The sequence below is a fragment of the Paraburkholderia kirstenboschensis genome (assembly GCF_032806925.1).
In the GTDB taxonomy this organism is placed as follows: Bacteria; Pseudomonadota; Gammaproteobacteria; order Burkholderiales; family Burkholderiaceae; genus Paraburkholderia; species Paraburkholderia kirstenboschensis.
This window is the reverse complement of sequence record NZ_CP136512.1, coordinates 1,141,172-1,167,040: the sequence shown is the minus strand read 5'-3', so window position 1 is coordinate 1,167,040 and position 25,869 is coordinate 1,141,172. Positions and strand designations below refer to the sequence as shown.

17 protein-coding genes and 6 pseudogenes are annotated in these 25,869 nt (G+C 55.8%); 9 read left to right on the top strand and 14 right to left on the bottom strand.

Features of this window, described 5'->3' with window-relative positions:
• Window positions 1-97: 97 nt before the first annotated feature.
• Window positions 98-331, bottom strand: a complete 234-nt coding sequence (locus RW095_RS13965; RefSeq protein WP_317019550.1) for a hypothetical protein — start codon at window positions 329-331, stop codon at window positions 98-100.
• Between the two features lie 57 nt (window positions 332-388).
• On the bottom strand, window positions 389-544 hold the full coding sequence (locus RW095_RS13960; RefSeq protein WP_317019549.1) for a hypothetical protein: 156 nt from the start codon (window positions 542-544) through the stop codon (window positions 389-391).
• A 94-nt stretch (window positions 545-638) separates the two neighbouring features.
• Between RW095_RS13960 and RW095_RS13955 the strand changes: the two genes are divergently transcribed.
• The 5 genes and pseudogenes from RW095_RS13955 to RW095_RS13935 all read left to right on the top strand — a co-directional run bounded on the left by RW095_RS13955 (window position 639) and on the right by RW095_RS13935 (window position 7,216).
• Window positions 639-1,346, top strand: a complete 708-nt coding sequence (locus RW095_RS13955; protein ID WP_317019548.1) for a hypothetical protein — start codon at window positions 639-641, stop codon at window positions 1,344-1,346.
• 317 nt (window positions 1,347-1,663) lie between these two features.
• On the top strand, window positions 1,664-2,371 hold the full coding sequence (gene imuA, locus RW095_RS13950; RefSeq protein ID WP_317019547.1) for a translesion DNA synthesis-associated protein ImuA: 708 nt from the start codon (window positions 1,664-1,666) through the stop codon (window positions 2,369-2,371).
• Window positions 2,301-3,239: pseudogene (locus RW095_RS13945) on the top strand (Y-family DNA polymerase); the annotation flags it as partial. The gene imuA and the pseudogene RW095_RS13945, both read left to right, overlap by 71 nt.
• Window positions 3,240-3,241: 2 nt before the next feature.
• Window positions 3,242-4,666: pseudogene (locus tag RW095_RS13940) on the top strand (helix-hairpin-helix domain-containing protein); the annotation flags it as partial.
• A gap of 150 nt (window positions 4,667-4,816) precedes the next feature.
• Entirely contained in the window at window positions 4,817-7,216 is a 2,400-nt protein-coding gene (locus RW095_RS13935; protein ID WP_317019546.1) for a DUF4238 domain-containing protein, read from the top strand.
• Here the strand turns inward: RW095_RS13935 and RW095_RS41425 are convergent.
• Entirely contained in the window at window positions 7,209-7,655 is a 447-nt protein-coding gene (locus RW095_RS41425; RefSeq protein WP_394365145.1) for a DUF4238 domain-containing protein, read from the bottom strand. The genes RW095_RS13935 and RW095_RS41425 overlap by 8 nt on opposite strands.
• Between RW095_RS41425 and RW095_RS41420 the strand changes: the two genes are divergently transcribed.
• Window positions 7,587-7,982: a DUF4238 domain-containing protein gene (locus tag RW095_RS41420; protein WP_394365128.1), complete on the top strand. Its 396-nt coding sequence runs from the start codon at window positions 7,587-7,589 to the stop codon at window positions 7,980-7,982. The two genes, RW095_RS41425 and RW095_RS41420, sit on opposite strands and share 69 nt — an antisense overlap.
• A gap of 471 nt (window positions 7,983-8,453) precedes the next feature.
• On the top strand, window positions 8,454-12,293 hold the full coding sequence (locus RW095_RS13930; RefSeq protein ID WP_317019545.1) for an NACHT domain-containing protein: 3,840 nt from the start codon (window positions 8,454-8,456) through the stop codon (window positions 12,291-12,293).
• Window positions 12,294-12,455: 162 nt separating this feature from the next.
• Here the strand turns inward: RW095_RS13930 and RW095_RS41755 are convergent.
• From RW095_RS41755 to RW095_RS13895, 8 genes and pseudogenes are all read right to left on the bottom strand, one after another.
• Window positions 12,456-12,574 (bottom strand): annotated as a pseudogene (locus RW095_RS41755) (SOS response-associated peptidase family protein); the annotation flags it as partial.
• A 475-nt stretch (window positions 12,575-13,049) separates the two neighbouring features.
• A complete protein-coding gene (locus RW095_RS13925) occupies window positions 13,050-13,253 on the bottom strand; it encodes a hypothetical protein (protein WP_317019544.1) in 204 nt (67 codons plus the stop codon).
• A 136-nt stretch (window positions 13,254-13,389) separates the two neighbouring features.
• Entirely contained in the window at window positions 13,390-13,545 is a 156-nt protein-coding gene (locus tag RW095_RS13920; protein ID WP_317019543.1) for a hypothetical protein, read from the bottom strand.
• Window positions 13,546-14,764: 1,219 nt separating this feature from the next.
• Window positions 14,765-16,948: a hypothetical protein gene (locus RW095_RS13915; protein WP_317019542.1), complete on the bottom strand. Its 2,184-nt coding sequence runs from the start codon at window positions 16,946-16,948 to the stop codon at window positions 14,765-14,767.
• Entirely contained in the window at window positions 16,945-18,900 is a 1,956-nt protein-coding gene (locus RW095_RS13910; RefSeq protein WP_317019541.1) for a hypothetical protein, read from the bottom strand. The genes RW095_RS13915 and RW095_RS13910 overlap by 4 nt, the downstream gene beginning before the upstream one ends.
• Complete coding sequence (locus RW095_RS13905) at window positions 18,890-20,206, bottom strand: tyrosine-type recombinase/integrase (RefSeq protein ID WP_317019540.1); 1,317 nt, start codon at window positions 20,204-20,206, stop codon at window positions 18,890-18,892. Before RW095_RS13905 ends, RW095_RS13910 begins: the two co-directional genes overlap by 11 nt.
• Before the next feature lie 208 nt (window positions 20,207-20,414).
• Window positions 20,415-20,819: pseudogene (locus RW095_RS13900) on the bottom strand (DNA/RNA non-specific endonuclease); the annotation flags it as partial.
• A gap of 357 nt (window positions 20,820-21,176) precedes the next feature.
• Window positions 21,177-21,536: a DUF3564 domain-containing protein gene (locus tag RW095_RS13895; protein WP_020068677.1), complete on the bottom strand. Its 360-nt coding sequence runs from the start codon at window positions 21,534-21,536 to the stop codon at window positions 21,177-21,179.
• Between the two features lie 206 nt (window positions 21,537-21,742).
• Between RW095_RS13895 and RW095_RS13890 the strand changes: the two genes are divergently transcribed.
• Window positions 21,743-22,417, top strand: a complete 675-nt coding sequence (locus RW095_RS13890; protein WP_317019539.1) for a DUF4410 domain-containing protein — start codon at window positions 21,743-21,745, stop codon at window positions 22,415-22,417.
• Between the two features lie 3 nt (window positions 22,418-22,420).
• On the opposite strand, the gene RW095_RS13885 is transcribed toward RW095_RS13890, so the two are convergent.
• The 3 genes and pseudogenes from RW095_RS13885 to RW095_RS13875 form a co-directional block, all read right to left on the bottom strand.
• Window positions 22,421-24,130 (bottom strand): acid phosphatase, encoded by a 1,710-nt coding sequence (locus tag RW095_RS13885; RefSeq protein WP_317019538.1) that lies wholly within the window; start codon window positions 24,128-24,130, stop codon window positions 22,421-22,423.
• A gap of 141 nt (window positions 24,131-24,271) precedes the next feature.
• A complete protein-coding gene (locus tag RW095_RS13880; RefSeq protein WP_317019843.1) occupies window positions 24,272-24,568 on the bottom strand; it encodes a hypothetical protein in 297 nt (98 codons plus the stop codon).
• Between the two features lie 132 nt (window positions 24,569-24,700).
• Window positions 24,701-25,330, bottom strand: a pseudogene (locus RW095_RS13875) (porin); the annotation flags it as partial.
• Here RW095_RS13875 and RW095_RS13870 point away from each other — a divergent pair.
• Window positions 25,306-25,833: pseudogene (locus RW095_RS13870) on the top strand (MFS transporter); the annotation flags it as partial. The pseudogenes RW095_RS13875 and RW095_RS13870 overlap by 25 nt on opposite strands.
• Between the last annotated feature and the right edge of the window lie 36 nt (window positions 25,834-25,869).

Sequence of the window (25,869 nt, the reverse complement as noted above, 5' to 3'; positions counted from 1 at the left end):
ATTCCGACATCCAAGCATAGGTACGCCCAGCGGAACCTCGACGCATACTCCGCCCCCGTGTAAGTGTCCGTGTCGAGTCTCATGACCCCAACGCTGATTAAAAAAGAGCGCGGCCCGCGAATCCAGTGGCGTGAGCGATTTCCCAGTGCACCGGGCGGATTTCCAGTGAAAATGCGTAATTGATGCCTGCCAGCACGTCGTAGTCGATGCCAGCAGCAGCCGCAGCCGATTTGCGTGCAATCTCATCGGCAGCGCGCTTGGCGGTGCGGTCATCGCAGGCTGCGCCGGATTGCTCGCGTAGGTGGGCGAGGTGCGGGTCGAGCATCGTCACGATGAATCTACCACTGAGCACGGCGAGCATGCCGTAGCGGAAGAAGTCGTTGCCAACCTAGGGCTGGAGGCTCGGGAACTGGTCGTGCAGCTGGGTGAAGACGTGCGGCAGGCCGGCGGTTGCTGCCAGCGTGGCGGTGTAGAACTGGGCCGTCTTGGACTCGAAAGAGGCGATGCGCGAGGGGACGGCGACGGTGAGAGTATTCAGGAACATGATTGCTCACAAGCGGTTGGATTTATTGCTCGTGTAGCGACTGCAGGCGTGTTTTCTAGCGCTAGAATCCTGAAAACATGGGCGGGGAGTTGCGATGGCTGGCAAAGAAGGGGCGATTGACCCGTTTGAGGCGATGCACGCGAAGGGAGACGCGTACATTCGGCAGATGGAGGGGCGTATCGGTGTCCCTGAGGGAACGTTTCATGCGCTCCGCGATGATGATAACGACTGGTCGTTCCTCATCAAGCTACAAGCAATCGTGGAGGCGGGGATTGTAAGAATCGTGACGCGAAAGATTGGCGCGGACGAGCTAATGCCTTTCGTCAGTCGCCTTGCCGTGGACGGGACGACCAGCAAGCTAAAGCTGGCTCTCACCCTCGGAGTAATGGACGAACCGCAGGCGAAGTATGTCAGGCAGTTGGCCAACATCAGAAATCAGTTCGCGCATTCAATTGAGAACATCGCTGGGTCGCTGGGTGCTTATGTGGCGGCACGCCCAGCGGAATGGCGTAGGGATTTTGCTCGCAACTGTACTGCCTTATACGTACCGCTTCCGGCGAGCGTTGTGGACGAGACCGAGTGGACTGGGGCGCTCTGCCGCGAGATGTTGTGGGGCGGCGCGATGTATTTGCTGACCAAGCTGCTCGTCCACGACTTAGAGGCAGAGTCCGAGCAATGGCGCAAGCAATTGATGGAACTGATGGTTGAGAACAGGGTTCTCAAAGACAGTGAACTGCCGGCAGGCCCGGCTTTGAGCCTGCATAGCCTTTTTCAGGGTATCCCGCCGAACACGGAGGGGTAAAAGCAAAGGGTCTGGCCGGCGGTCAACCGCCGAACGATTTCAGCTTCTTGTCGCGAAGAACTTGAGCAGCATTCCAGCAGAGGTCTCGAGGCCGCGGCCTCGCTCGCACTGTAGACAACGTGCTGCATCTAATGACCATCAAGGAACTCGCTCGTCTCGAGGCACCAGCTGTCGTCCATGCGGACCATGGGCACGCCGCCGGTGCCATTGGTGACGCGGAGGTCATCCATAGTTCAGCCTCCGATTGAAAATGTCAGTTCACTGCTGCAAAATTGCGTGTACGATACTGTATAAACATACAGGTTTTCTGATGCCACATGTCCAGCGCTACTGTCACGGCCGAAGAGATACATCCGTCCCTGTGGCGTGCGTCTCAGCTCGCGCGTGGCCGTGGCCGGGTCATTGAGACCGGCTATCCCGCGTTGTCTGCCGAACTTCCCGGAGGGGGCTGGCCGGTCGGAGCGCTCGTCGACCTGATGGTGCAGCAAGCCGGCGTGGGTGAATTGCGGTTGTTGCGCCCGGCGCTCAGTGCCTCGGGAAATCGACCGGTTGCATTCGTTCAGCCGCCGCATACCCCGGACGGACTTGGACTTAGCTACATCGGACTTTCCATTGAGCAGGTCCTGCGGGTGAAAGCGCAAAAGACTGCCGATGCGCTCTGGTCAACGGAGCAGATTTTGCGGGCGGGAAGTTGCGGTGCGCTCATCTTCTGGGCGCAATACGCGCAGGCCTCATCGCTGCGGCGCCTGCATTTGGCGGCGCAGTCATCCGAAACACTCTTCGTGATGGTCCGGCCGCTGGCAGCGGCACAGGATTCATCGCCCGCCCTGTTGCGGCTTGCTTTAAGACCATCAGCCGACGGTTTGACCGTCGACATCGTGAAACGACGAGGGCCAGCGCGCGCAGAGCCTCTGTCGATTCCCCTTCAACCCACACCTGTATTGCTTTCCCGACATGCGCGTCTTTCTCGCCGTCCACTTGCCGAAGTTGCCGCTCGAGGTGTTCCGACCGAAGTGGTCATCTGAGCCTGCGCAGGGGAGTGCAGTCCTGGAGAAAGACAAAGTGGTAATTGCTGACAATGCGGCGCGTGCAGGCGGCGTGCGCCTTGGGATGAAGCGTGGCGGTGTGCTCACACTGTCGCCCGAGACGGAAATGCATGAGCGTGACGTGGGGCGGGAAGCAGCGGCACAGCGCGAAGTGGGTGTTGCCCTGATGCGCTTCTCACCCGAGGTCGCCTTGCTTGACGAAGCGACCGTCGTGGTAGAGGTCGGCGCAAGTCTGCGACTTTTTGGCGGGTTGCTTGCGCTGTGTCGGGAAGCAAAGACTGTTCTCGGGACACTCGGACTCACCGCGCGCATCAGCGCTGCGCCTACCGGCCAGGGCGGATGGCTACTCGTAAAGTTTGGGAACCGACGCGTGCTCAAGCTCGCATCGCTTGAGCAACGGCTGGCCGCTTTGCCGATGATGGCCGTTCCCGAGGTCCGCCAGTTTGGAGAGTGGTTCTCGGGGCTCGGCTGCGAAACCATTGCCGACGTACGGCGCCTGCCGCGGGCCGGCCTGCAGCGAAGATGCGGTGAACATCTGCTTGATTCGCTCGACCGCGCGTTCGGCACGGCCCCCGAGCTATTTGACTGGCTCGAACTGCCGCCCACTTTTTCCGCCCGCATAGAAATGCCCGACCGTCTCGAGCATGCGGACGGCGCAGTGTTTGGTGCGCATCGTCTGATTGTGCAGTTGTGCGGCTGGCTATGTGCGAAGCAAATGGCAGTCACGGCCATCAAGCTGCTGCTGGAGCATGAACGTGGGCGCGACGCCATCGAGCCGACAACCATCGACATCGCGTTGGGCGAGCCGACGTGGAAAGAAGAACATCTTGTCCGGCTACTCAGAGAGACCCCGCAGAAGACCCGCAGACATACGAGATGATTTCTGCCGCGGACACCGTTGGCGTGTTCCAGATTGAGTCGCGAGCCCAGATGAGCATGCTGCCTCGCATGAAACCGCGTACCTTCTATGACCTCGTCATTGAGGTAGCCATCGTCAGGCCAGGACCGATTCAGGGTGGTGCTGTCCATCCTTACCTCCAACGTCGTCAAGGCTTCGAACCCGTGACATATCCGAGTGATGCGCTTAAGACGGCGCTTGGGCGGACGCTCGGGGTCCCGATTTTTCAGGAGCAGGTCATGCAGGTGGCCATCTTGGCTGCCGGTTTTACAGCCGGCGAGGCTGACCAGTTGAGACGGGCTATGGCCGCCTGGAAGCGGAAAGGTGGTCTCGAGAAATACTACGACCGTATCGTCAACGGGATGCAGGAGCGCGGCTACGACCACGCTTTCGCAGAAGGTATCTTCGAGCAAATCAAGGGCTTCGGTGAGTACGGTTTCCCTGAAAGCCATGCTGCCAGCTTCGCGCTCCTCGTGTATGCGAGTAGCTGGCTTAAGTGCCATGAACCCGAGGCATTCCTTGCTGCCATGCTCAACAGTCAACCGATGCGATTCTATTCGCCGTCTCAGCTTGTGCAGGACGCACAACGCCATGGCGTGAACGTGCTGCCAGTTGACGTTGCTGTCAGCTGCTGGGACTCTGCTCTGGTGAGGCTGGCAGACAACGACCGCCGGGCCGTCCGACTCGGCCTGTCGCTCCTGCGCGGCATGAAGGACGGCGCCGCAGAGCGGATTGAAAATGCCAGAGCCGTGCGTCCGTTCGAAACCGTCGCTGACCTAGCTCGCAGAGCGAAGCTGGACCGAAAGGACCTCCACGTTCTTGCGGACGCCAACGCACTCGCTTCGCTGGCCGGCAATCGCCGTGAGGCGCTCTGGCAGTCGGTCGCCGCCGTTCCTGACAAGGACATGCTTGCCGCAGCGGCGGTGCAAGATGAAACGCCCGAACTGGGCGCACCGACCGAAGCGAACGACATCGTAGCGGACTACAGGTCTGTTGGACTGACCTTAGGGCGGCATCCGCTGGAACTGCTCCGGCCGCAACTGCTCGCAAACCGGCTGATGCCAGCGTCGACACTGCGTACCTATCGGGACGGACGGTTGGCACGAGGGTGTGGACTTGTGACAGTACGTCAACGGCCGGGGACGGCAAAGGGCGTCATGTTCGTGACGCTTGAAGACGAGACTGGCAACGTCAACGTTATTGTTTGGCCGAGCTTGCTGGAGAAGCAACGTAAGGAGGCGCTTGGTGCATCATTACTGGCGGTCTATGGGATATGGCAATGTCAGGGAGAAGTTCGACATCTAGTCGCGCAAAGGCTTGTTGATATGTCTAATCTCCTCGGTGGATTGACAAGCATGAGTCGAGACTTTTGTTGAGCTCTAGTGTGGAGGAATGCATGCCTTGAATAAAACGGATGCATCAATCGATAATACTACGGTTCGTCACCTGCTTAAGGCATTGATTGTTGTCGAAAAAAAGTTTGATGGGCAACGTTCAGAAAGCCCACAACGTTCGGAGCGCACTGCATGCCGACTAGAGTCAATCATTACGTCCCCCAGTGGTACCAATGCGGTTTCCTCGCGCCGGGCGCATCAAAATTTGTGGTGTTGGACAAGCACCCGGAAACCAAGACGCTAGCAGACGGCCGCATTGTGCAAACGCAATCGCCCATACAGCACTGGGGGACCAAACGCTGCTTTCATGAAGTAGATTTGTACACGACTTTCTTTGGCGAAGACGTCAACGACGAAATTGAGCGCCTCCTTTTTGGCCCAATCGATGCTAAAGGCGCCGACGCAGTGAGCGCATTTTTACGTGGCGACCCCGTGCAAATGCATCATCTGTTCCAAGATTTCTTTTCGTATCTGGATGCACAGAAACTAAGAACGCCGAAGGGACTCGACTGGATAAGAGCGTCATATCCGAAACTCAGTCATCTCGAGCTAATGCAAGAGATGCAAGGCCTGCGGTTGATGTATTGCCAGATGTGGGTGGAATCAGTGCGAGAGATTGTCACCGCTGAGGCATCGGACATCAAGTTCCTGCTGACAGATAATCCGGTGACAACGTACAACCCGGCTCTGCCGCCAAGCGCGAAAGAATGTGACTACCCATACTCGGCTCGTGCCGAACTCGCTGGGACGCAGACCATATTCCCACTGGATGCAAACACCTGTTTGATACTGACGCACGTCGAATGGGCGAAAAATCCTGACGCGGCGAAACCGACCTCAAAGCGGACCAATGCGCGCTTCCGTGGGACAGGCTATGTGCACACTCACGCGCACATACGAACGCGCGCACTTAAACGGGAAGATGTTGCTGCAATCAACCTTGTGCTTAAAGAAGGAGCGAAACGCTATATTGCGGCAGCGGATAAAGCATGGTTGTATCCTGAACAGGTGTTTGCCGGCCCGTGGGAAACCATCAAAAACGTTCTTCTCCCCAAAGATTTCCTTTGGGAATTCGGCGGCGAGATGTTTATCAAGTTCGAGGATGGGCATGTCCATCATCAGGACGCTTACGGTCGAACGTCGGGGGCTCACAAATATCTGCGCAGGAAAACCGTTCGCACTGACTTGGCGTCGGACGAGGCTTGTGGTTGTGGCAGCGGTCGAACTTACGACCAATGTTGCCAACATATTCCGCTGGAACATCGTCCTAACTGGGAGGTTTTTGGAATACGTGAGCGAAATTTGATGTTCTGCCGGGCTGTCGAGCACATCTTGGGGCTCGATGGGGACAAGACATGGGAAGACGTTCGAAAAGGCATTAGCAACGAGCAGGTCAAGCAAATACACGAAACTCTGGCCATGCTTTGGCCGGCCGATACAAATTTGGCTGAATTGCTGCCCAGACCTCGCAGCGACACTTTCCGCGCCGTCTATATGGGGGCACTCGATGCGCGGATGGCCAACATTGTCATCGTAGGCATGCTTTCATTTTTCGACGAAATCGTAATTGCTAATCCGTTCGTGAATCCCGCGATTGTTCGGCCCGAGTTCAACCCGATACAGTCACCAGATTCCCACAAGGTCAATACGGTAGAGAACGTGCTTTTGATGCTTTCTCTCTGGCCGTCTATAGAAAACGGTATGGTCCATGTGGTTCCCGACATCGGAGACTACGATTTAGACTATGCTCAATCATCGATGAGTGCAGCGGGCGTCCGAATTAGCGGTGAAGATAAAATTGTTGCACGCGAGGATTCTCCACGCCTTGCCTTATGGATGTACAAGACGCTGATTGCGATAAATCGAATGCCCGTGGGAGCCTTGGCGTGTCACTTCAAGGCTGAGCGGCCGAAGAGTTCCCCTGAGGAAATCACAAAACTGGTCGCCGCAATAGAAGAAACGATTGCCGAAGACCCCTTCGCGTTGTTGCAACCGGCCAGCGAGGGAGAGCACGGAAGCTTCCTGGTCCAAAAGGGATTTGCTCTTGAATCCGGACTTTTCTTTGCTACGCTAACTGGCGCAGTTTTGTATACGGACTATCGCTCGCTGTGGCAACACGCACATCGACATGCAACAGAACATCTAGGACAAACTGACAGCGGCCTTAAACTCGCCATAGAGGCATGCCAATCCATTGAGATACCAATGGATTCAAGTGCAGAAGAAATATTTGATGATAGAGAGAGCGGTAAGTCCGAGCCGTTACGCGCCGTCATGAGGGACATCGTAGAATCTGCTCGACAGCATCTCGATTCCGCCTGGGAGTCAGAACTGGAGATGAAAATCGCAAAAGCAAACAAACTGACCGAGGTCGAGTTAGCCGCTTCATCACGCAGTGCGTCGGCTCGAGTGCTTGCCTCGTTTCCAATCGCAGGCTTCCACAGGCCTGCAATCTGGCGGCACCTGCTGACGTTCGGTCAAGCGCATCATATCCAGCCGGTCCCCGCGGCGTTCCTTGTAGAGTTCACTTAACCGCTCTAGGCCGTTGATACTTTGTGGTGTGCCGAGCACACCGTTTGCATCGTATCAAGTCGGCCTGTGCTCTCGGATTTTGCGAAGCAGATTTGCATATAGCGAAGGAAGCCCTTGTCGTCTTTATCGAGAAAGTATCCTGGCCTTCACACGATTGAATTGCCTCTTCGAGTTTTGGGTCATCCCCGTAAAAATACGAGCCAGAGCATTGATTCTTGACCGGGGCAGTTGGGATGAATTTTCTCCGGTCAATGTTAAATATCTTGATTGTTGCGTTCCCTTCATCCCTTGTAAAAGCTTTCAGATAACAACGTGGTACGAAATGCTGATTCTTGTTTGACCTAACTTCGACATAAAAGAGGCGGTTTTGATGGCAATCGCCGCAGTGGCGGACGTCGCGCCAGCGATTGAGGACCTCAAGATATGCCTTGTTAGAAATCGGACCGACACGCCGTTCGTAACGTCAGATGACCCGGCCGTGGCGTCGAACCGATGGTACCTTGAAGACCGCCGCGCTCTTGGCTGTTCATTTGGCCTGAACGCAGCAGGTCTAATCACCTTGCTTCCACTTACACGAGACATCCTTTGCCTTGCATACGACGGTGATGTGTACAGCATTCAACACAATCGTGGCTGGGTCGACGTTCGCAATGCACGGGATGTGAAAGCTCTAAATCAGCATCAGAATCTATTTGCCCGAAGTCGCGTCAGAAAGAGACTTGGATGCGCAGTATGCGCATTGTATAAAACATCGACTCGCCGTTAGGCACAAGGTCAACTATGCCGTGCTTGATTCCTCACAGGGCGGATATGACCGGTTTGTCGTTACTCAGCCAAATGAGGCCACACGCAGCGGCGATGCACTGTTACATACCCAGACCCTGCACCCGAAGCCAACCAGATGGCCAAGCTTGCTTCGCTGGCGGGCCTCGGGCGCGGTCTACGGCAACGGCACCGGCGTTAATACATCCGCAATTCGCACGCTTTGTCTTCGGATAGCACAAGTCCTTTTCTAAGAATACGTGCCCGATAGTCGACGGGGTCGATGCCGCTAGCTGAGGAGTTGCGTAACATTGAATCGACCAAGTTGCGTATCATCGAATGTGCTTAGGAGCCGTCGGTAAAGTGGCGGAAAATCATAACTTTGGCAATCAGACCGCACAACGCTCGCTAAATGGCCACCCATACAATTAGTTCATTTGGTCCAACCTCCAATCCTTGGACGCTAGCGGGAGACATGGCGTCCAGACAAGCGATTGCATCGCTGCGTGGTTATATTTATCAGCTCCATGCCTCCCTAGCCTCATGGATGCGGCTCCCGGCGGATGGTGAGTTACATCTTGAGGTTGCTGAAGACTATGCTGAGTTATTGACCTCATGTGGCGAACGTGAGCAGAGCCTCCGTGCCGTGCAAGTCAAAGACACACGCGAGTCAGGCTCGATTACGCTCAATACGGCCGATGTCCTTAAAGCTATAGAAACGCTTTTTTCGCTCCAGGAAAGCAATCCGGGTCGGCCGATATTCCTGACGTATTTAACGACGTCGTCCGTTGGGAAGGAGCTCAAAAATCCGCTTGCCAGTGGAACGCCAGCCCTCGAACTTTGGCTCACGGCGGCAAACGGGGGCGACGCGACGGAATTGCATGACGCCCTCCGCGCGAGGTTTACCGATGGACCTCTTGCCGCTTTTCTCAACTGTTGCTCTGAGACCGAGCTCCGGGGCCGCTTGTTGAAACGGCTTAATTTTGCATGCGGCCACCCATCGTGGGAGGAACTCGAGGCGGAGGGGCGCGAGTATCTGGTTGAAATTCGAAATGAGGTCCGGGCAGGGGTAAGCGCAGCTCGCGGAGCTTACGATGTCCTTTTGGCAGTGGTACTTCGGCGAGCTTTGCAACCCAAGTCGCGCATGTTGAGTCGTCAATCGTTCGTTGATGCCTTTGTTGACGCAACTGCTGTCGCCGTACCGTCGCAACAGTTTATAGACCTAACCGACGAGCTACTACGTTCGAAGACGGTGACTGCTCTGCCTGAGCCGCTGCCGAAGCCTGAAGTCATCGATTTTGCTTACGTAACGAGTGCAGCAAGAAAATTGGGAGACAGCAGCAGACCGCCAAGACTACTCACTCTCTTTCCTGACGCGTCGTCCCGTGTGCGATGTGCGTTGGATAAGCTTTCCGAATGTGAGCGATGGGTAGTTGGCGAGGCTACAACGAGCTCAAAGCAGCCCGAGCGCCTAAAGCTTTCAGACCTTGTACAGCATCAAGAGCTGCACCACATTGTTTACGCCGGACCGGGAGCGGGCAAGAGTCATGCTCTGTCGCGGCTAGCAGCCGGTCGACTAGGGCAGTCAAACGGAACGAGTGAGACTCACGCATCCCCGGATGGCGGGAGCGAAAGAGATTCGGACTTCGAGGTCTCGGCGAAAGACGAAATTGGCGAGACGATACCGCTCCTGTTGCCCATCGGAGGCGTTAGAACCGCGGATGAGGTGCTGCAGCAACTTCGAACGCTCCTACCTGCTGTTAATTTGGACGATGTGCTGCAAAGCACGCGTGTTTGCATATTGCTGGACGGCTGGTCGGAGTTTGGGACAGGAGAGAATTTTTCGCCACGCGCTAGCCTTCTCCGTGCTCTCGCAGGCGCTCGGGTCGTCGCATGTGCTCGGCACCGTGACGCGAGCGATACGTCGCTTAAAAGCTGGACTCTCGAACAGCTCGAGGTGGCACAAATCCGTGTAGCGGTCGAGCAGTCATTCGACGGCTCATGGCCACCAAGTGAAGAGATGGTAGGCCTGCTTCGCTTTCCTCTCATCCTCTCGCTCTATCTACTTTTGGGCGGGTCAATGGCAACAACCGGCGACCTTATAGCGCATTTTCATCGACATCTTTCGCAGAATGCACCAGAGCAATTCGAAGCGGCGCTTACGGACGCGGTTTCTTTGATTTCACTTTCTGGAGAGCGGTCGTATAACAAATTTATCTCAGCGCTGCGCACAGCTGCTGCTGAGCGGGGAATTGTCGAGCCATTGTCGGTGTTGCGGCAGCTCGGGACCATCACGCAGCGTGGGAACACCACCGTCGCGGTGCATGACCTCTACTGGAGCTGGCTTGCGGGTGTCGGGTATCTGCGCGAATCACGGGTCGACCAAGCCGCCCTTCAGTTGGACACGCGCGAGAGTTTAATGCTCGCTCTCGAGTCGGGAGAATTCGTCGAAAAATCAGTCGTAATTTCGGCCGCGGTTGCGGATGCGTCACTGGCTGCGACTCTTGAGTCCTATCGTGTGCGCTCGTCGATGGAGCCCATTCTCTCCACAAAGTTGGAGGCGATGTTTGAGCATCAGTGTCTTTCAATCCGATGCCGTGCCGCCATCGCAGGTATCTGCTCGGGGAGAGCGACGTACATTAGAAGAGCGCTAGAGGTTATCAATCAACTAGCGAGCGAAAATCTATACGTCCCCGATGTTGTCGCCGCTCTTAACTCTGGAAACATCTTCGCACATAGAGCCGTGCTCGCGCAGTGGCTCGGCGGCCCTGGAACCCAAACATTTATTGAAGCAATTTCGACTGTCGGGGACGAAAAGTGGATGCCTTGGCTAGAGCAGATGTTCCATCGCAATCTGCTGGAGCCCAATCTGGCGCTGGCGGCAGCGTTAGCGTGCGGCACAGGGATGCCAGCGTGGTGTGTGACGCACATGCCATATCTTCTTTTATCGTCACCATGGCTCCTCAGATTCGCCTGTGGCAAAGGAGCTAACCGCCAGCTCGCGCTCTGGCTGGCAAGGAATTATCCGCAAGGGGAAGATACTCAAATCGGGGCTTGGTTCCAAGTCAATGATGTTTTGGTTTCGCTTGGCGATGACGCAGTTTTCGAGGAACTGCTTTTACGTTTTCCCTCGATGACGAGGCGCGCTCAAGAACTCCTTGGAATGGCTGTACCGAGATTTGGTGACCATTGGGTTGCTCAATTTCAGAAGCTCGCATTCGCGGAGCCTGGCGCAAACCATCATCATCGATTAGCTGAAACTCTCAGCCTGGAGGTGGATGATGCGACGGCGCGCGAATGGATTGCGCGTGGCTACTATCTTCTAGGTTGGAGGGTTTTGGTTGCGCGACGTGGGCACGAGGTGTTACCTGAGTTGCTTGCGCAATTGCCGGCTTCCTTCGGCGGCCAACCTCGTGTGCTCGCTCTTGAGGCCATCGCATTGCTCGATGATGCCCCGGAATCGCTTCTCGCGGACTTGAATTTAAGGTTGTTCAACGAGACGAGCCAACGCCTTGGCATTATGCCCAAGGTCGGCGAGTCCCTTATATTCGTGGCAGCAAAGGTCAAGAGGCTCGGGATGGCATGGCTCATCGGGCAAATCTTACGCAACCCGAACATCTTTGGAGGCTATCACGCCAAGCTTGTATTGAAAGAGTACATTTCCTGGAAGGAGGAAACCGGGCAGACGTTGACTCTTGACCCCTCGATGGGTCAGGTTTCCTTCGAATGTTGGTACGCACGTATCCGCTTTGTATCGAGTTGGGACGAGCACATGTCGCCGGAGGCCCTGCGGCTTGTTCCTGATGTCGCAGTTGAGGCTGTCCTTGAGACATTCGCCAACGACGATGAAAAAGCAGAGAAAATACTGTCCCGCCTTGATGCGTTGCCGGATTATAGCGACGCTCTCTTCGAGAGGATGATTGCGAGTGAAGGTTTGACCCGGTACATTCCGAAGGTGTTCGGCAATGTGATGACCTCATTCCCACCGAATCAGATGTTGCGTCTCGCGCAGTCAGACCTTTTGCAACCGGACGTGCTTTTCCACTCGCTGAAAGCTGTCAATGACGTTGCGTTCGAACAGGCGCATTTCCATCTGCTGAAGCGAGCTATTGGAACTCCACTTAACCTCTATAGCATCCGTGCAGTTGCGGACATGTTGCGAGGTTACTCTCGTGAAGCTCTGTTCTCGCTCGTTCAGCCGCTACTTTCTTCGGATTATGTCGCTGAGAGCGATATTTTGCAGTGGCTGCTTCGCGAGACTGGCTACTCGCGGCGTGAATTGTTGACTGATGAACAAGGAAAGTGGCTACATTAACTTTAAGGGCTTCAGTGCTGCGCCGAGCGTTGCATCGGATATGAAAAGTTTTTTCTAGACTTGCTATGCCGCGATGGCTGGGCCCGTAGCTGTATTCATTGCAAGCGAGAAAGCCTGCGAACTTGAGACAGCTGAGATAGCGTTCGTAGGTCCGCACGGCTAACCCTCAAGATTGTCGCGGCGAGCGTTGTACGTCCCCGGATATTGATGTCGCAGTTCGCGGGCTTTCCGGCAATGCGGCATTGATAGCGCATCGGCTTGATGACTCGCTCGCCATCATCGCCCAGGCGACCGTCGGTGTGGCGGCCGTTGCATTAGCTGGGACGTTGCGTGCGACGCCGGCTTCACGCGACAGGAAGTAAGTGCGGTCATGTCGAATATGGCCTTTAAAATTTTTCCTCGGATACCCTTGGCGTTCGCGCAGACGACGCTGAATCTCGGCCAATCCGATGCGCGTTGATAAGACCATCGAGGGTGTAGTGGACTTCTTTGAATAGTGTGCCGCTCGATAGTTGTCGAAGCGACTGCGCATTCTCTTCAACGATGAGCGTTCTCGTCACGGCGGACTTTCGTCCGAATCGTCTCCGGCCCGGCCCACCCAAGGAAACGCTATCCATGAAACAAGGCTGGCAATCAGACTACCTACACGTCATAGTGCTCACCGCCAGTTGTCGGATTCCGTGCGTCCAGACACGGACGCACGGCGGAGTCGAGCGCTGTCAATGTGCACCTGCCGCACAGCAACGGCGTCGCAAGTTAGGCCGCGTCCGCGAAATATTCATTGTCCGGCCCAAGCCAAGGTTCGAGTTTCTTCTTCGCGGCCGCCACAACTTCGGGCTTAAACTGACTCGGATGCCGCAGAACGACGAACTCCAAAGTTCGGTCGAATAACCCCGCCTCTTGCATACGCGCGAATCCTTCGGTGTTCGGGTTAAGAACCATATATTCGACGGCGCCCACTGGCCCACGGTTGCCTATGGCCTTTCGTGTGTTTCTCGCCTTTAGGTTTTTGCCATGCACTATGAACAGCACCTCTTCGTATGCGAATACGGTCCCCCAAATGTCTCGAAGTAGGGGGTCTGTTATCCCTTCCGCGTCAAGCAGCAACTCCAATGCCGTGACGCCGCGCGGCAATCGCAAGGTTGGGTCTTATGGCGTCAACATTCTTTGCAAACTGTATGCAGTCATCGCGGGTCTTGAGACGGGTCACGCGGTTCAAATCTTCAGGACTCAGCGGCGTCGGCTTGTTCATGTTTTCCTCTCCAAGGAGGTTAGTTTTCAGATGAGACCTACCAGTTAATCGACACTGTCGTCGCCCCGCGTCGCTTCAGCTCGGCGACGATTTCATCTATTGGCGCGTCGCGGAGCAATCGGACGTCTGTTTGAGCGTTAGGGCTCTCACGGGAAACCGATGGCGCGGGAACTGCCGCATCGGAAGAAGCAGCTTCATCGGGAAACAACACCGCGTTGAGCTTCTCCCACGTCTGCAATCCGGGAAGCGTTGCATTGCTAGTCGAAGCTTTTGTGCAGTCGATGGGCGTTCGCGCTGACTATGGGCCATTCATTCAAACGATGAGTCGTTGGTTCCTTCTAGAAGAGCTCAACGACCTCGATGAAGAATGGATACCGATTCAAATTTCGGGGCGGTTTTACAGAGGACAATCTAAGGTGGCGCTGACAAACCATCTGGCATCGCTCGCACGTTCAGGCTGCAAAGAACTGACTACGTTTGAGCGTAGTTGGATTGCTTCAGCACTAGACCTCGAGCGCACAGAGAAATAACCGTGCTGGCGCGCTCAGACAGCAATCTAATACGGTGCTAGTTCCTGAGAGTCAGGCCCGAGTATGCCGACTCGCGCAAAGCCGGGAGCCAGCGCGAGACTGCGAGCTGGCATCGACCGCTCCCGCGTTGAACTCTGGCCACTTGCTCGAAAGTGTCATCTGCAACTCCATTAGTTCAAAAGTCCGAGGGTGCATATGCAAACGCGTTCCTGCTATTCATTGAGGGCGCTTTCTCCTCGCGGAGATATGGCTCACATTTGACCCGCTTGGTAAATCTGGTTGCTGTGCCTTTGCGAGTTGTCGTTGTAGGTCGCGAACCGTGCGCATTGTCTCCGTTTGTCCTGCCTTAAGCTGGAGTTCCATAGCAGCCACTCGAGACATCGCCAATCGTACTGCCTCGTGGAGGTCAAGATTGTCTCGACGTAGCTGGCGATTTATCTCTTCGAATGACGTCGCGGGTTTCGTGCTTTCAGAGTATTTGCGAATCTGATTGCGTATTTCGGGGTATGCGCATTCGTCGTGTCCGATAAGTGTCCGAGAGCATCCCGCTTCCTTTGCCACGGTAGTCGGATTTATCCTCAGCTTGCCAGCTCTCGCCTTTTTCGCGAGGCCAGCATTCTTAGGCGAGCCGTCCTTCAGTCGCTCGAGTGCATCCAATAAGTCTTTTTCAACGCGCGTCTGAATCGATTTCATAGCTTCGACCTCGCGGAAGGGCTCCGCGCGGGCAGCCGCGGGAGCTCTATTCCGAGAAGCCGCAGGATATTCTCGGCGACTTCCGCGCGTCGGCGAATGACGCGAAACCCGGCTGACAGCTCGCTCTGCTTAGCATCGCGCCAAGCAGTCGCGTTTTCAACGTATCGGTCTATCCAAAAGTCAGAATGCTCGCGGTCTATTCCGAAACAAGCACAGCCCGCACAGAGGTCAGGTTCTCTCGTCCTATAATTCGGTTCCTTGACGCTCCAATGAAGCGTACCCGCTACTTTGTGACACTCGGACTGCAACGGAGCAATGGGAATAAAGCATTTACCTGGAGGGGAAAAGAACACTCGAATGTTTCGACGCTCACACCACTCTTGAAGGTTTTTGATACCCTCCGGGTTACTCGTGTCACCAATTACCTCGCGTATCACATCGGCGTATTTATCGAACAGCTTGGCGACTCTTCCCGCGCAAGGCTCTTCACCGACGATTCGTCGATACATAAATCCTGCAGCGGCGCGCGACTGCTGTGAGTTGCGTTCGCGCAACAGGTCAGGATTATTTGAAAAGTAAGCATCTTCCGTTATAGCGACTGAAGCGTGCTTGAATTGTGTTGCAACGGCAGCCTTCATTCTCCGGTCAGTCCGGATAACATACATCGCGTAGGATTTCCGCCATTGGTACGTCTGCAGGCACTGACCCTTCGTCTCGCGATATTTGGACAAATCCTCGCCGAGTTCGCTTTTGTTTGGGAGCGATGAGAGGTCTACATTCCTTGAAATGAAATTGCGTTGAGCGTTACGGACTATCCAAGCACTAGAGTGAACAATGCTAGTTCCATTTAACGGAAGCGAGTGCGAGCTCCTCATGTTGACTAGGAGCCACTTGCCTACTTCTGAAGGCGCCATGCTACGCCATGAATCAAAGAGCTTTTGTAAGCACCAAATGGCTTTAACAGGGCCTGGTACAAAGGTTGACCCAATTGGTCGCGCCCCAGCAAGCCATTCTTCTTGAATCGGCGAGGGATGACCTTTTTTTAGAAGGCTGCGCATAAAGTAGAGCTCGGTCATGCCCGAAATGGAACGTTTCACGACAATAGTGCTATGACTTTCGCTGTCTAGGCGACCTGATGCAGGAAGTGACCGCAATTCGCCCATGCGAATACCAGATTCGCTTTGGATGGTTATCGTGCAGGCTCCAAGGAGGTCGCACATCAACACACGGACTTGCTGTACAGGAACCCAATAGTGTGTATGCTTTCGCTTCTTACCGCTAACTGTGGAATATGGCCTTACAGGCTCATACCAGGGTTCTCCCGTCTCGGGGTCGTTAGAGAATATAAAATCACCAAATTCAATCATCCCGGAGTAGGTCAGTCTTGCCCCGCCTTCCTCATCATCATCGGATTTTGAGACGAATTTCATGCAATATTCGAGTAGTCTAATGATGTCGTCCGCGCGATGCTCAATCCATCGGTGGGCTTCATTCATAGCTGGAATCGCCACTTCATCGGGAAGCTGTGGAATACTTTTACGGATGAAGTCAAAGATGGTTTTGGTAAACTTCAATGACGTCATACCTTCTAATGGGTCTTCCGGAAGACCAGAAAGACCAATCTCTTCAAGCGCTGGTGATTGTCCCCATAGGCGACTCCAGACATTGACTACTTTATAGAGAGGACCAAAACCCTCGACACTGTCATCTTCCGATTGTGTATCATCAAATTCGTCTAACTCGTCATCCGTTTTTCCCGAAAGAAAACTTGCTATCCAATCGTCAATGAATTCTTCAAAGGCTGTGCGGTCGAGTGTGGAGAGGTTAGCGTGATGACGACGCACCATCCATTCCACAATCCGTCGTATTCCAGACATGAGTGACGGGGCGTGCTGTACAGAGATTGGCTTGCCGGAGCGACAATCATTCAAGCAAGAATCCACGACGCGTTTCCATAAATCTAGCAAAGAAGTGTTGGAGTCATCTGTGAGATACGTTCCGTCCGGCAGTGACACTCTCCAATTGATAGATACTTCCTTCGAAAATTGCCATACATCTTCTTCCCATTTGGAAAACTCGGAAACGTAGTGCCCGTCCGGGCTCTTAAGCCGGTAGAGAAGTGTTGGCGAACTGCTGAAGTGTCCATCGCATTGGACTCTGGATTTCTCAGAATGAATCATTCTGGCCTCGGCATGGGAGGTATATCGACTTGCTTTGCTTCACGTATTGCCCGTTCGGAAAAGCTGGGTATCCACTTTTCAACGAGCCTCTGCTTAACTGGTAGCCACCGTTGTAACCAAGTTTTAGGGTCTAGGGAGCGCTGCGCATTGTCTATGGCTTCCAGTAACCCCAATGTATACGCACAAGACAAGGGCGAGTTGAGGTTAACGCCACCAAGAGGACAGGCTGGGCAGCGTCCGTACCCTTCGCATAGTTCACCTTTGGTCGTGTACGGGCTGTCATATGGGTCCGCGCACGTCCAGCCCGGAGTTGCGCAATCAACATCAAATTCCTCTGGATGGTCGCGGGGGTCTATCTTTCCGTCCGTCTTCCGCCAACGGTCGCGCCGGCTATGGACCGCACCAAGGCGCTCGTATTGCCTCTTTTTCTCCGCATCGCTTCGATAACTTCGTGAAGTTGTATCGATGTGCGTATGATTGCCTTGAATACTTGCTAGTCTGATGTCACCATTGAATTCCTCAAACGTGACATCAAGAGACGTCGGGCGCAGCATGTCGAGAGTGAAATGCTCTAGGTCGTGCCGCTCACGAAATCTTCTCAAAGCATCTGCCCATCCTTGAGGAGTAGCCGTTCCGTCCAACCCAGTAAATGAAGAAATCCCGTTCTTACTTTTTGGTGTACTAAATATAAAAAGTTTATCGCTAACACCAAAATAAGAAAAGCTACGAAGATTGCTCGTCCAATTTAAGAGGTACCCGTACATGAAGTAAGGGTTGTCCGGCTCGTTATCGATAGGAATATATACGGGTTGCCGCTTATGCGAACGGGGTTTGAACGCGTTTGCCAAGAGGTCAGCCTCGATATCGTCGTCGACGGCCTCTGGTGCATCGCCGGACTCATTTTCATCGTCGGGCTGTGGTTCATCGTTAAAAAAAACGAGATAGGACGACAGTTCGCGAACGACTGTGAAGTCACCGAGGCGTGCGTCTAGGACCGTGCTCGCGTTGTATGAAAGAGCCAAAGCCATGAGCAGCACAAATGGAACGAGCCCTTCTGGACGAGGAAAAATCAGCCCCCTTATTTCACTAATTGTTGTATTGTATTTACTTAAGATATAGCGGTAGGTGTCTGGGAAACAATCCGAGTGAATCGTTGGGCTCTTGAGAATTTCTCGGTAGATATCGAGTACAATTTTTTCATACTCACGGTCTCGCCGAAGCGTGTGGTAGCCATCATTCTTTTTTGAATTTGAATCGACCTCATCTTCTTCGATGATTCTCTGAATCTCTCCTCTTCGTCGTACTAAATCGACAATCTCGTCAATGCTTGCGACTCTAATTCGCGTTGCGAGGTCGTCGTCAAGAATTTCTTTCTTTTTTACACTGCGTGTTCGATGTGGCCAGGGGTTTGACTTGAAACGAGGCCGTTGAGGTATTGACGATTTCCAATGGCTATCGGATGCTATTTTTTCAAAAACAGTTTTTACATACAAATAGTTCTCTGCTCGAGTGGATTCACTCCATCGAGATACGCCGTCTTTTTGTTGATTCAGCCACGTCTCAAAATGTGGAATGATGTCCGAGCAAAATTTGTCAAGACCAATTTCCAGTAGTCCTTCAGAATTCAGAAACTCTACAATTCCATTGCGTAATCGTTTGGTGTAGTTGGTCGCTGTCTTGAAATTTGGCCGCGAGCCGAGTTTCCTCAAATGCCCGTCAAACAATGCGCGCCCTATTTTGGTGAGCGGCATGAGGAACTGTAGGTCAAGTACAAAAGGCTTGCCGCCATGCATAACAGCCGGAAAGACTACGACGAATGGAGTTTCCTCGTACGGGGTACGTGCGACGGCCTGAATAATTCTGACATTGGCGTGGTCGGCGGAGCCGTCGGTGCCTTGGTGGATTTTGTCCCTAACGAAATTCGTTGGAGAGCGCTTCTTCTTAGTTGCCATTGAAGCGCCTCCGGGTTGCGTAGAAGGTTCTCCTGTTTACTTCTCGCCGCTCGCCAGGGACAACCTTAAGATAAGTGTTCATGGTTGTCGAAAGATGCTTATGTCCAAGGAGGGCTTGAATCAACTTCCATGGTTCCGAATTTCCAGATTCCTTCTCTGAGTAGTATTTCCAAACCGCAAAGGTATGTCGTAAATCGTGAAATCGATGAGATGCAAGCTGCGTTAGATATTTTTCACCCGTCACCGGGTCAATCTTTTCCACAGAGCTCGTGAGCCCCGCACGTATGCAAGCCGTATGAAATGCATTTGAGAGCACATCGGCGCTTATGGCTTTACCGGCATGCTGACGCGCGTCGGAGCCGTTAACGAACAGGATGGTGTGCTGACGCTGCTTATCTGCAAGCCAAGACCTTGTGGCTTCCGTCATAGCCTCACGGCGTTCACCGTCAATGTAAAGATGTAGTTCCTTCACCAGATACATCGGAATGTACACATTTCGGGCGACAAGCCGCTTTGTTTGTGTGACTCGCAGTTTCACTTCAGCATGTGCTGGAGCAGTATCATCAAATCTGAGGTCTACGATTTGATGAATTGTCAGCTTCGCTACCTCGTCAACTCTGAGACCAGTGGCGAGTGCGAGCTCGGCGGCGAGGCGGTTCCTCGTTGGGCGTTCATCAACTCCGTGCTGTCGTTTCGACGGTAGAGGTCCGAGGACATCTCTGACGCGGTGCCACTCCCTCTCAGAAAGAGGGCGGACAACATCGTTTTGGTCGTCGCCGGGTAACAGGATGTTGTCGTCGTCCGGAAGAGTACCGAAGTCAAAAAGTATGCCGCGGCGTTGTAGCCAGTCGCCGTAGTGCAGCGCGCGATTCACGCGCCTAGTGCAAGTTCCATCGGAGAGAGTCTCGTGTGTCTGCTTGCTGACTCGCGCGAACAGTTCATCGCGGTAGGCGGAGACCTCGTCAATCGTAAAGTCATGCAAAGCCCTCGGGACGCTTTCCTGCGTGCCGCCTTCTTTTGAAATGCTGTCATGTCGCTCAGCCTCACGGGACCTGACGAGGTACCGCAGGAAGTCGACCAAATCATACGCAGCAGCGTCGACAGAGTGAATAGACGTACGCTTTCGTTTGACCTTCAGTCCAGACCCCCTTGCTCTGCGAAAAGTTGAGTCAAGGTACCGAAGCGCTTGGCGGTCTACCTCCAGATTGTCGTCGTCAACAATGAAGGGAAAGCTTGGGGGAAGGGCGTATTTGGCCTCTGGGAATTCGTTGCTGAGCTGAGCTGCCCGGTAGACGGTAGGGTTCATGGGTCCCCCTCGGTACGATGTCTACAGCATAGGAGATTTTCTGCAGAAGTGAACAGAAAAAACGCTCGCCTAATACGGGGATAAGGGTCGGTTTGCTGTCGTAGGCTGAAGCGAGCTGAAACGCTCGAGGAGGCAAGTTGCGCGCGGCTTTTCGGTCGGTTGGCTAGACTTCAAAAGCTGAAGCTGACTGAACAGATTTGAGTCCGCATATGATGTTCGCGAGTGAAAACGACTGCGCCATGGCTTGCTCATTCCAGCGATTTCCCGCGGGACTCATATGTCCGCGATCAAAGCCGCTGCGCTTGTAATCCGCGAGCGTTGCGCCTTCGCCGTCGGGCAAGCGCGCGTCTTCGAAGAACTTGTTGGTACGCACCATGTCTTTAGCGGCTTCGATATGGTCGCGCGTCAGGTGTTCGGCGGACCACAATGGACCGTGTGTGATGCCCGAATGCATGACGGCGAAATCGCTATAACAAAGCATGCGCGCTTTGGGCGCCATCTTCTGATTGGTCAGAACCGGCCATTGCGCATTCGGTGTGAACTGGGTGCAGGAGGGCGCCGCAATTGCGTGAGCGGCGACCACAACGAGCAGACTGGCGAACCACTTCTTCATGGGTTGATCGGTGAAAAGAGAGGGGCGCAAAGTATAGCGTTGAGCGTGGCTATTGAGCGATGTAAAACGGGTGGGAGAGCGTAGAGACGAGCGGCAATGCAACGCTCGCGCGCCGAAGCAGGTACATGACGCGGTGTCGCACGGGCAAAAAAAATGGGCCGCCTTGCGGCGACCCGAATGCGTGGACTTCCGACACTACGCACGCAAACTTAAGGCAAGCTTAAATGCATGCGTCGCGGAAACCGGTCCATTAGATCGTGAAGAGCGGACAGTGCGGAGTGGCGGGTCGAACGATTCCACCCGCGCGTCCTGCGACGCGCGTGTGGGAACATCGACCGAGCAGAAAGGACGCTGGAATTAATTGCCGAACACGCTGTTTTCAGCGCGGACGTTTTGACGATCGACCGCTTGCAAGCGCCAGAAGCCGCTGGTTGGCGCACGATTGCGCACGGCGGTCCACGCCGCGTCGCCTTGAGCGGCGCTCACGCGCTGCTTACGGTCGACGTGCAATCCACGCAGCGTACACAACGGCGCGTCCGTGCTCGGCGCGCACAGTGTCGTCACGCCGCCTTCGTCGCGTAATTCGCCCCACGGGGGCAGATCGATCCCTTGATGCGCTTCCCTCGACCACCGGCGTTGGTCGGTGTCGAGCCATAGCACAGCGTAGTCATGACTGACGGTGGGATCGGAACCGTTAATGAGAATGGTCAGGCGCATGTCAGTTCCGTGCAAAGTACTCAGAATAGCTTTAACAGTCTATGTCGCGACGCCGGTTATTCAAGGCAAATGGTAAGACTTGTGCACAAAAAATCCGACGCTGGATACACACGGCTGTACCATGTTTGCGTCGCGATCCGGCCTCCGCTTTCCACCCGCGCGAACTTGGTCCTTCGTTGTCGCTGCACCGATCCTGGAGACGTGGCATGCAGCTTCGATTTCCGCGTTTTGTCGCGCTGGCCGCGTGCATAAGCGCGGCGCCGGCGCCTGGTTTTACAGCGGATAACGCGCCGTTCGCCGAGCCCGCGCCGATCGTCTACGTATCGGACTTCGAACTGGACGTCGCGAACGTCGCACCGGACAGCGGCCCCGGCCAACGCGTGCGCCGTCTGCGAGGTCTATTGCCGAGCGGGCCGGGACCGTTGGACCACGACGCGAATCCGCAGGAACACGCAAAGAACATCGTCAACGAAATGGCGGAGGCGCTCACGGCCGATCTGCGCCAGGGCGGCGTCGACGCACGGCGCATCGCTTCTGGTCAGACTTTGCCAGCCGCGGGCTGGCAAGTGCGCGGTGTGTTCCTGAGCGTCGACGAGGGCAACCGTCTGCGGCGCGCCATGGTCGGTCTGGGCGCCGGTCAGAACGACATTCAGGTCGCGGTGTCATGCGACAGTCTTGCATCGGCGAATTTGCCGCCTCTCTATGAAGCCGTGGAAGAGGCCGACAGCAAGCACGCGCCGGGCGCTGCCATCAAGCTCAATCCATACGTGATCGCAGCGAAGTTCGTCATGGCAAGCGGCGACGAGAAGAAGACGATCAAGAAAACGGCTCAACAGATTTCCGAGGCCGTAGTCGCCAGGCTTCACGCCGCCGCGCAGTGATCGTCAGGCCAGATCTAGCGGCGCGGTCAAATCGCCAAGCGGCGCCAGACCGTTCCTTGCGAACGCGCGATCGCGCGCCACGACGCCGTCGAGCGGCGCGAGTCCATGCACGCGGCTGATCAGGCGAAGAATCGAGTTCGTGTCGTACACGGTGTGATCGATATAGCCTTTTTTAGCGAGCGGTGAAATCACCAGCGCCGGAATCCGCGAGCCCGGGCCCCAGCGGTCGCCGTTCGGCGGCGCGACCGGATCCCACCAGCCGCCGTTTTCGTCGACGGTGACAATCACGACCGTATTAGCCCATTGCGGACCCTTCTGAATATGCTCGATCACGCGTGAGATGTGCCGGTCGCCGGATTCGACGTCCGCGTAGCCGGCGTGCATGTTCAGATCGCCCTGCGGCTTGTAGAAGGTTACGGCGGGCAGACGTCCCGCGTCGATGTCGGCGATCAGGCGGTTGGTCGATGCGTCGCTGCCGAGGCCCGCATCACGCAGATATTTGCGCCGCGCCGGCGTGCCAGGCGCGTAGTTGGCGAAATAGTTGAACGGCTGATGGTGATACTGGAAATCGGGCACGGCGCCTGTGTCCTGATGTTCCAGCGCGTATTGCCATGCCCCGCTGTACCACGCCCAATCGACGCCCTTGTCCGTGAGACGGTCGCCGATCGTCGCGTAATTCTGTGGCGGCAGCACCCGCGGATTCGACGCATCCGCGAAAGCCGGGTTGCCGCCTTCCGCCGGGCGCACGTTGCTCGGCTGGTACGGCGGTGCCATTGTATTCACGGCATAGCCGTCGGCGGTAAATGCGCCGTCGTTGACGAATTTCGGCGGACCGTCGAGTGCCGATGCCGGCGAGTCCGGCGCGATCTTCAGCCGCGCGCCGGTAAGGTCGTCGCCCTCGACTACGGAAACCATCTTCCTGGCCGGGCTATTGTGCACGTCCGGATAGAACGGCGCCTGCGCCGAGATCAGGAAAATGTGGTTCAGCCACGAGCCGCCAAACGCGGCCATGAAAAAGTTGTCGCATAGCGTGTATTGCTGCGCGAGACTCCAGAGCTTCAGCGTGTCGGCGGAGTTTCGGTAATGCCCCATGACGAGCCCGCCCGAATCGCCCCACGCCGCGAACTGGTTGTTGCGCCCGGCGTTGATCTGCATCTGGTTCTGATAAAAGCGATGCACGAGATCGCGCGTGATCACGCCAGTGGGCAATGGCGCGCCTTGCGCATCGGTCAGGTGGAAAGGTCCATTGCGCAGATTGCCGATGTCCTTCTGGCCGATCATGTAGCGCTTGCCGTCCACCTCCTGCGCCTGTGGCACAAGGCCGCCCCAGATGGCAGGCAGGCGCGGCATCGGCGTCTTGCCGTCGCGGTCGAGCTGCAGATATCGCTCGGCGGTTACTGCATCGAGCGGATGCTGGATGCCTGGGAAATTGCCATAGAGGTTCGCGAAGCTGCGGTTCTCCGCGTAGATCACCACGATTTGCTTGACCTGGTCGCGCAGCGCGGCGTCGAGCCGTAAGTCCGCGGCGGTACGCGGTGCTACGCCGCTCGCGGCTTGTTCGGTCTTGCAGCCGGTCAGCGCGAGTCCGATGCCGACGGCCGCAAGGCCGGTAAGAACGCGGCGGCGCTCGGGATTGTGCGGATCGTCTGCGGCGTTGGAGGCGTTGTCCGGACTCTCGAGGTTCGGCGGCAGGGAGGAGTCGTGGTCTGTCATCGGTCGGTTCCGAAGTGTGCGTGACGAGTTCAAGTGCGGCTCGGGGCGGCGCGCGAAACGCCGGCGGAAGCTACGATTCGCTGCGGATACGGCTGGACGTACAGTTGAACTACTGCATCAATGGACGCGGCGGTTTTGCGGCTAAGGCAATCGGCGTTTGACGCGCCAACTGTTGTGCGTTGCATCGACGGCGAGAAGTAACCAATGTCTCGCGTTGACAGGGTGGCGCTTCTGCGTCGCATAGCCGTCTACTGTCAATTCGAGTTCGTCGTGCGCTCGCAGATGACAGGTGGCGTTAGCGCCGGAGCCGTCTGCGAACTCGACGACCGCGACCACCGCGGCGGCCCCTCGCTCGGACTGCGGCAAGTGCGCTATGCGCACCGCACACCCAGGATAGAGATGCGAATCGGCAACCTGAATCTGCACGGAATCAGACATGAGCGTGGCCTCCGGACGCTTGAGCGGAACGAAGGCGTGGCAGCGGGGCCTCGCGCAGCGGACCGCATCAAAGCATAGCACCGCAAAGACGCTATGATGCTGATCTGACCTCGATGAACAGCAGAAAACGGCCTTGTCGGCGCTGTAGTTGGCTGCCGCCACGCCCTTAAAATTCGTAATGCCCGTAGTCACGATCGACGGCGTTCGATTGTGCTCGTTTGCATACGCTGCACCGGCCTTGAACGGACCGTTCGCATAGCTGAGCGCAAAACTCAACGTCTTGCCGGTCGAGAAGTTGGTCGTGTTGCCGAGGCCCATCATCGCGCCGAACGAAAAGCCGTTGAAACTCGCGGATCGGAACTTCACCGAATTGTCGAACGGCGCGACACCGGTGTCCGCGAGCTCGTCGATATTGCCGGGGTGGAACGCGTACCAACTGGCGGCGAGAAAAGCCGTGCTCAGCGGACCCAGCACATCAGAGCTGAACGGCGTCTGATGGCCGAGTGTGACCGTGCCGATCTTGTCCGAACTCAGACCGACAAACGCCTCGCGATTGAATGGCGTGCCCGACTCGGCGAAGGCTCCGGTGTTCGTATGAAAGCCGTTCTCCAACTGAAAGATCGTCTCAGGACCGCCGCCGAGATCCTCCACACCCTTCAGGCCCCAGCGGTCCGGCTGCATGTTGCCCTGTTCCTCGATCCACTTCGAGTGGCCGCCGACATTGCTGATATACGCGATCCCGGCATCCAGGCTGCCGTATAGCCGTGCGCATGGGCGTGGCCGTTTCGTGCCGTTGTCCGGCCTACCTGAAGCGCACCATGGCCGTCGCGATGTTGTGGATCACGTGCGGCTTCATTCAGTATGGTCTCTCGACCTGGCTGCCGACGATCTATCGCACGATTTGTCACGCGCCGCTGCAACTGGCGCTGAATCTGGCGGTGGCCGCTTCGGTGCTTGGCGTAATCGGATCGTTGACGTGCGCGTTGCTGGTGGACAAGGTGGGCCGCAAGCCGATTATCACGGCTTATGTGTACACACCGGGGATGTATCCGACCAGCATTCGAGCAATAGGCTGCGGTGTCGGCGGCGCGTGGCTCAAGGTCGCGGCCATTTTTTCACCGGCCATTGTGTCGAAGACGATGATCGGCGGCAATTTGCAGGTGGCGTTTTATATTCTTGCCGCAGTGCCGTTCCTTGCGGCGGTGGCGGTGCATTTTCTGGGCATTGAGACCAAGGGTAAGGTGCTCGAGCAGTTGGAAGCCTGAAGACGGGTTTCGGTGCGCGGTGATGTAGTGCCGCAA

Coding starts and splice junctions, on each gene's coding strand:
- RW095_RS13960 (WP_317019549.1), bottom strand. CDS start 544: ATGTTCCTGAATACTCTCACCGTCGCCGTCCCCTCGCGCATCGCCTCT.
- RW095_RS13955 (WP_317019548.1), top strand. CDS start 639: ATGGCTGGCAAAGAAGGGGCGATTGACCCGTTTGAGGCGATGCACGCG.
- imuA (WP_317019547.1), top strand. CDS start 1,664: ATGTCCAGCGCTACTGTCACGGCCGAAGAGATACATCCGTCCCTGTGG.
- RW095_RS13935 (WP_317019546.1), top strand. CDS start 4,817: ATGCCGACTAGAGTCAATCATTACGTCCCCCAGTGGTACCAATGCGGT.
- RW095_RS41420 (WP_394365128.1), top strand. CDS start 7,587: ATGGCAATCGCCGCAGTGGCGGACGTCGCGCCAGCGATTGAGGACCTC.
- RW095_RS13930 (WP_317019545.1), top strand. CDS start 8,454: ATGGCGTCCAGACAAGCGATTGCATCGCTGCGTGGTTATATTTATCAG.
- RW095_RS13920 (WP_317019543.1), bottom strand. CDS start 13,545: ATGAACAAGCCGACGCCGCTGAGTCCTGAAGATTTGAACCGCGTGACC.
- RW095_RS13915 (WP_317019542.1), bottom strand. CDS start 16,948: ATGATTCATTCTGAGAAATCCAGAGTCCAATGCGATGGACACTTCAGC.
- RW095_RS13910 (WP_317019541.1), bottom strand. CDS start 18,900: ATGGCAACTAAGAAGAAGCGCTCTCCAACGAATTTCGTTAGGGACAAA.
- RW095_RS13905 (WP_317019540.1), bottom strand. CDS start 20,206: ATGAACCCTACCGTCTACCGGGCAGCTCAGCTCAGCAACGAATTCCCA.
- RW095_RS13895 (WP_020068677.1), bottom strand. CDS start 21,536: ATGCGCCTGACCATTCTCATTAACGGTTCCGATCCCACCGTCAGTCAT.
- RW095_RS13890 (WP_317019539.1), top strand. CDS start 21,743: ATGCAGCTTCGATTTCCGCGTTTTGTCGCGCTGGCCGCGTGCATAAGC.
- RW095_RS13885 (WP_317019538.1), bottom strand. CDS start 24,130: ATGACAGACCACGACTCCTCCCTGCCGCCGAACCTCGAGAGTCCGGAC.
- RW095_RS13880 (WP_317019843.1), bottom strand. CDS start 24,568: ATGTCTGATTCCGTGCAGATTCAGGTTGCCGATTCGCATCTCTATCCT.